Origin of the sequence: Acetobacter papayae JCM 25143 (genome assembly GCF_000613285.1) — a bacterium.
In the GTDB taxonomy this organism is placed as follows: Bacteria; Pseudomonadota; Alphaproteobacteria; order Acetobacterales; family Acetobacteraceae; genus Acetobacter; species Acetobacter papayae.
This window is the reverse complement of the sequence record NZ_BAIN01000030.1, coordinates 24,639-31,376: the sequence shown is the minus strand read 5'-3', so window position 1 is coordinate 31,376 and position 6,738 is coordinate 24,639. Positions and strand designations below refer to the sequence as shown.

The window sequence follows — 6,738 nt, the reverse complement described above, 5'->3', positions numbered from 1 at the left end:
CCTCATGCCGTACATCAGCCCCATAACCGCAAAAATATGCAGCAGACCGACAAAAACAGCCGCAATCAGCAGCAGGACAATACCCGGACGCAGCCCGCGCACCACGCGCCCGCCCGGTGTTGCATGCTGCCCCTTACGCTCATCCACCGCAGTGTGAAAAGCGCTCATGGCGCGGCCTGCCCCGGCTGAAACCCCATGTTCTGCGCTCTCCCTTTCACACCGTTTGCGAAGGCCTGCACTCGCGTAACCTGACTGGACAGCGAGCCCGGAGCCTTCTTAATTACACTATTTTATAATGTTGTTTTAGTCGTTTTCGTATCACGCACTGTATATTCAACGCGTAAATTAACAAGCGATAATTTTTAATATAACAGATTTCTATCGCATATGCGCAGCATACCCCAGACAAGCTGCGGCAACCCGCAACCAGAGTGCCCGGTCAGGTCGGGATATTTTATGGTTTTTCTGTAGGAAACAGGCAGGCCGCAGAATGCACCCGCAAAACGTGGCGGCGGTGCCAGCCCTACCCGACACGCATCATGTGCGTGAAGGGCTGGCCGCCTGCGCTCAGGTCTGGGGGTTACGCCGCAGGATGATGAGCATCAGTAGATTGGCGACACTGCGTGTCAGCAGCGTCAGGCTATGGAAAGGTTTATCGTTGGAGTAGTTGCTCCAGTGAGACCAGGCATCGCTGCGGCCGAAAATCATTTCGATAATCGCCGTTTCATCCTGCGTATTCCGGCTCATCCATTCAAGCCTGACCAACCCATCACGCTGGTTGATAATCCGGGCCGGGACACGCACGGTAATCTTGTCGCGCGTGTTGATATATTCGACCTCCACCGTCTGCATATCCGCTGGCAGGGGGCCAAGCATCTTGACCGACAGGCCACCCTTTGAGAGGTCCTGTGTCTGTGCGGGATAACGCTGCTGCCCCACGGAATCACGCAGGACAATATCAAGCTGTGCAGAAATACGCGGCGCCCGACGCACCTGCTTGCGCTCATACCCAACAGTAATAGCCGCCAGAACGATCAGCAGATTACCCGTGATCCAGAGCAGGTTCATGCCATAGGTCTGAAACAGGGTGTGGTTGGCCCGGCTTTCAATCATGCCGTATACGCCAACAATTGTTGCGACAATCAGCAGGCAGCCCATAATGACATTGGGCCTGACCATACGGGTATCAAGATAATCCTTTGTAATCAGGCCACCTTTTGCCGTGACATTAAACGTGCCGCGCTGGGGTGCGAAAAACGCCACCACCACAACCGGTGCCAGAAAGGTGGCAATGGCGGTTTCGTAAACATAGTTCCATGTCGAATAACGCCACCGCCCCTGCATGCGCGACTGTGTCAGCACTGATTGCAGCAGATGCGGGATAACATAAGTCATGACCGCCAGCGGTGTGGCGTAAATGATATTCTGCCCGAGGAACAGGAAGGCCATAGGGGCAAGAAGAAAAATAATGCGCGGAATGGGAAAGAAAAAATGCAGCATGGCCGACAGATAGCAAAAGCGCTGCCCGAGGCTGAGGCCACGCCCCAGCAAAGGATTATCGGTACGGAAAATCTGCACCATGCCACGCGCCCAGCGAATACGCTGGCCAACATGCAGCGCCAAACTTTCAGTCGCGAGGCCACCCGCCAAAGTCTCGCGCAGGTAAGCGGACTCCCACCCCTTGCGCTGCATTTTTAGCGATGTGTGGGCATCTTCCGTAACCGTTTCAATGGCAAAGCCATCGATACTGGCCAGAGCCGAGCGACGCAGCACCGCACAGGAGCCGCAGAACAGCGTTGCATTCCAAAAATCGTTCCCCGGCTGCACAAGGCCGTAAAACAGATTGCTTTCGGGCGGAATATGCTCGGATATATCGAGGTTTCTCTGGAACGGGTCGAGAGAATAGAAATGCTGCGGTGTCTGAATAAGGGAGATATTCCTGTTCTGCACCATCCACCCGACAGTGCGGGTCAGGAAGCTTTTGACCGGAATATGGTCGCAGTCAAAAACGGCAATCAGCTCGCTATTCGTATGCTCAAGCGCGTGGTTGAGATTGCCAGCCTTGGCATGCTGGTTGTTGGCACGGATAATGTAATTGACCCCGACCTCACCAGCAAAGGTACGGAATTCGGGCCTGCGCCCGTCATCAAGCAGGTGGACATGCAGCTTGCCGGCTGGCCAGTCCATAGCCACGGCGGCCAGAACGGTATTCCTGACAACGGACAGGTCTTCATTATAGGTCGGAATAAAAACATCGATGCTAGGCCACAGGCTTTGATCTGCCGGAAGCGGGCATTCCTTCCTGTTAAGAGGCCATGCAAGCTGCATGTAGCCTAGAAACAGGATGATCCATGAATAAACCTCTGCAAACAGCAGGGTGAGCATCAGGGTTGTCTGAAACCAGTTTTCAAACTCAAGGGTCTGGAACAGACGCCAGAAAATGTAACGCAGCGATATGAACGTGGACAGGCCTATCATCAGCAGCCGCGCGACATGGCCGGGCCGTTTGCGAATGGCCAGCGTACACAGCAGAATAATGATGCTCAGATAAATCTGCGCCACAGGAGAAATAATAGCCTGACTCGCGGTGAGCACGAGCAGAAAGCCCAGCAGCATCAGGATATACGGCGTAACTCTGCTTATTCTTTCCGAAGAGGATATCATGAGACAAAATTACCTGATCTGGCCAAGCCGCAGTAAAGAAAAAACACCGTGTGTCCAGCCCATGCCGGACAGGCACACGCACCGCACTGGCGGCCAGCCCCCCTATCCGGGCCAGCCAGCCCTTTAGTAGTCAAAGCTGTCAAACGTGTAATGCGCCATGAGAAAGGCCGTCAGCTCTGACCAGTTGCCAGCCCGGCTGTAGCCAACCTGCATGCCCAGCCGCAGGGCGGGCGTTGCCTGATACACGACCTTGCCCATGACATTACCCGCAACACCGCTGGCCGACTGACGGCCTTCCGTCGAGGGTGTAACCGCACTCTGCTGCAACCCGTCATTGAGCGGGAAATAATCGGAACCGTTGCTACGGTAATGCTGGAAGCCACCCTCACCCCGTAGCAGCCATGTCCACATATCGCGGTGGCCCGACCACTCCAGCGGAAGCATAATGGCGTAGTATTCCTGCGGCGAGAAATACCCACCCTGCCCCCAGGTAAACAGATCGCTGTTACGCCGGTAGCCGTAATAGGAAAAATTAAGCCCGGTGCGGACACGCTGGCGTTCCTGATCATTCCAGATCGTGGCAATGCCGCCGGCATGAGCATCCACTTCCGTATTGGAAACGACATGCGTGCCATCAAGATAGGCAAAACCGGCGCCGGCATACAGGCTCCACTGCTGGCGCGCCCATTCAAACATGGCCTGACCATATTCGCGGGTAACGGCACCCCATGTCCGCCCTGAAACCGGGTCTTTCATCCCCGCATAGGACAGTTCGCTATTGGTCACCATCTGGCGTCCACCGCTCATGCGCAGCACCAGATCACGTGTCAGATGCGGAGCGAACTCGATATCACCCAGTATGTTGGCAATGGGGAAACCCAGCGGAGAAGAGCCAATATCCGCGCTGAACCAGTGATTGACGTAATTGATGTTCAGCCCGACACCCTGCGCGTAATAATGCCGCCCTGCCCCACCGCAAAGACCCGAGCTCCCCACCGTGGCGCACTGGCCAAACTGGTGGTTGTTGGTCGTATTGGACTGCGGGTTGCCCGTGAACAGAAAGGTAGGGGCGATAGAAAACGAAACCCTGTGGTTCCACGATTCAAACGGCAGGGTACCTGTGATCGGCACGGCCAGTTCGGTCAACTGGCCCAGACCATCCTCGCCCGTACGGTTACGCACGTAAAGATTGCCATCAAGCTGGGGAGAGAGCGAGTCATGCAGATACACGATGGAGCGGTTATTGGCCTCGGTTGCCGTATCGGCAGGCAGCTCGTGATAGGCGGCTGGCAGGGTATCGCCCCGCAGGTCCTGATAACCTGATTCGATAAGCGGCCAGCGATAGTCAGGCTTGAGCACATCGTGCCGGTCGCAGGCATCGCCACTATCGCTTTCGCATTCGATGCTCTGGACATGCTCCATGGCGGCAAGCTGGCTGCGCGTATCGTCATGTGCCTGCGCGTTTTCAGCCACGGCAGACCATGTATCACGGTCTTCAGGCGCAATGGTCTGGAGTTTCTGCGTCAGGCTCGCGGCGGTTGCGGCATCATCCGCCATGGTCGCTGCATGCACGGAGGCGCGCAGCACACGGGTATCGTCCGGCCTGCTTTTGAGCACGTCCATATCTTCAGCCAGAGCCTGTGCGTGCATGTTTCTGGCTTCATACACACGCGCCAGAGCCAGCCGCGACTGTATGGCGTCGGGATGGGTTGCCGTATAGGGTTGCAGGCTCCGCTGCGCATCATCAGGCCAGCCATTCTTGACGAGTGCATCGGCCTGAATGGCCATCAGCCCGTCTTCCACCTGATTTCTGGTCTCGGCTTCATGCTCGGTGGGTTGCTGCCCCGGCTCCTGCGCCGCTGCATCATAAGCGTTCAGGTTGGCCAGCACATCCTGCCGCGCCTGTTTCTGAAGCCCCGTGGAATCAGACAAAGCCATAATATGCAGGTAAAGTCCCGCATAGCTCAGCCTTTGTGAGGGTGACACCGCACTGCTCTGCGCCTCTCCCTTTTTCAGCACATCATAGGCGGCCTGCGCCTCATCATGCTTGAGCAGCGCACTGGCCACCAGCAGCGCTCTCTGGCCTGAAGGGTCGGGCCTGTCCGCCAACGCCCGCAACCCGTTTACGGCGGATGGGCCAAGATGTTCGGCAGCGCTGATATCAGCTTCAGCCTGCGCGCGATCCATCACCCGGTGCAGGTCCGGGGTTAGCGCCGCAGGGGGCATCCGCCGGATCAGGGCTTCGGACGTGGCAAAATCATTCTGCCCATCCGCGTACAGGGCCGCTGCGGTCAGGGCTTCCTGCGAGGGGTGGGGCTGGTCGGTCAGGGCGGCCATGACAGCCTGCCCCTGATCGGCATGATGAGTCGCGGCAAGGGCCTGCGCCAGTTTCAGCCGCACCCACGGGTCGCTGGGCGTGGTCTCCACAGCCTCGTTCAGCAGGGATACACGCTCGTCATCATCCGTTGTCTGCCCGGCCTGCTGAACCAGCCGCGCGCTATGCACCCGTGCCGCAAGGGCCGAGCGGGTATAGCCATTTTCCTGAATGAGGCTTTCCGCCTCATCGACACGGCCATCCTGCAACAGCATGGTCACCAGCATGGCCACGGCACCGGAATTATGCGGCATGCGCGAGACAACGCCCCGATACGCCTCTTCCGCCTCGGTCCGGTGGCCCAGCTTCATTTCAAGCTGGGCACGGAACAGGAGGGCTATGGTCTGCTGCCCCGGTATCTGCGCCAGACGGGCAATGTCACGCCGGGCATCATCATACCGGCGGGCAGCGAGTTCGCGGGCAATCTGGCAGGTAGGGGGCTGCTGCCTGCCATGCTTTTCCGCACACCGGCCAGAGCCTCGTTCCACTGCGCCGCCGTTGCGGGGTCTGCCTCCATGGCGAGCCTGAAATTCTGCTCGGCCCGCTGCCAGTCATGCTGGCGCTCCGCCACCAGCCCTACACCGCCGAGGGCCGCCGCATCCTTGGCATTATAGGCCAGTGCCTGCTCAAAGCCCTTCTCGCTTCATCCACACGCCCTGCGTTCAGGTGGCTGTAGCCGTCAATTCTGGCCGTATCAGCATCGATCCGCTTCTGCTCCTCACGCGCCTTTGCCAGCCTGTCGGCAATTTCGGCATCGTTGGGGTGCTGGGTCAGCCACTCGTAATATAACGGCACGGACGAACCACGAATGGCGGTCCATAGCAGCGCCTGCCGCCACGCATCATAAGCCTGACGGCGAATGCGCGGCGAAACATCGGCCTGCGCCAGTTTCTTGACTCCATCGAGCCCAAGCAGGCGCGAGGCCTCACGATAGGTCAGGATACGGTAATAAAGAAGCTGCGCATCCAGATCAGCCGGGTTGCGCTTCAGCCATTCCTGCAGGCGGGCCACGGCTTCCTGATAACCAAGAATGGTCGAGCCCAGAACCGTGTAATATTCCAGCGCCAGATCCTGCGGGGGCGGCCCGTTGCCGAACAGCGCTTTATACGCCATGGCGGCCTGCAGCATTTTACCCGCCGCCGCCAGCGCACGCGCCTGTGCAAGACGCTCGGGATCAACAGGGTTTGCTGCAATCACATCCCGCAAGGCGGCCCGCATATCCTGCGATGCGCCGGTGCTTTCCATGCGGGCAAGCGTATTCTCCGCCCCCGCCAGATCCCCCAGCCCTTTTTGCGCGCTACCGAGCAGGAGCAGAGCTTGTGCATTCTGCGGCGCTATGTCCAGCGCACGGTTGACCGTATCCTGCGCATGTTTGAACTGGTGCTGCGCGAGCCAGTATTCCGTCTCGGAAATCAGGCGGTCCAGCAGCGCGCTATCCTGTGCATTCAGACCATTGGCGGACTGAAGCGCCATAACCACAGGCGCACCCTGCGCGGGCGACAGGGCCGTTGTGGCTGCCAGACTGGCAGGGTCGCTCACCACGCCCTGCGCCAGAGCGGAGGAAAGCGTGCCACCCCACAACGTGCCAACAGCCCCTAGCCACGCCAGATGTCGGCCTGCACGCAGCACCACAGCCTGCGGCGCAGCTTTGAAAACTATCAGGCGGGAGCGTTCCATGATGAGGCCGGGCACGGTCTTTA

Annotated in this window: 3 protein-coding genes; all 3 read right to left on the bottom strand. The window is 58.6% G+C overall.

Annotation, left to right across the window (positions count from 1 at the left end; all coding sequences use genetic code 11):
* Positions 1 to 567: 567 nt before the first annotated feature.
* The 3 genes from bcsA to JCM25143_RS20850 all read right to left on the bottom strand — a co-directional run bounded on the left by bcsA (position 568) and on the right by JCM25143_RS20850 (position 6,715).
* Entirely contained in the window at positions 568 to 2,664 is a 2,097-nt protein-coding gene (gene bcsA, locus JCM25143_RS08760; RefSeq protein WP_025860831.1) for a UDP-forming cellulose synthase catalytic subunit, read from the bottom strand.
* A 123-nt stretch (positions 2,665 to 2,787) separates the two neighbouring features.
* A complete protein-coding gene (locus JCM25143_RS18175; RefSeq protein ID WP_051543123.1) occupies positions 2,788 to 5,526 on the bottom strand; it encodes a cellulose biosynthesis protein BcsC in 2,739 nt (912 codons plus the stop codon).
* Positions 5,527 to 5,614: 88 nt separating this feature from the next.
* Positions 5,615 to 6,715, bottom strand: a complete 1,101-nt coding sequence (locus JCM25143_RS20850) for a hypothetical protein (protein WP_148300069.1) — start codon at positions 6,713 to 6,715, stop codon at positions 5,615 to 5,617.
* Between the last annotated feature and the right edge of the window lie 23 nt (positions 6,716 to 6,738).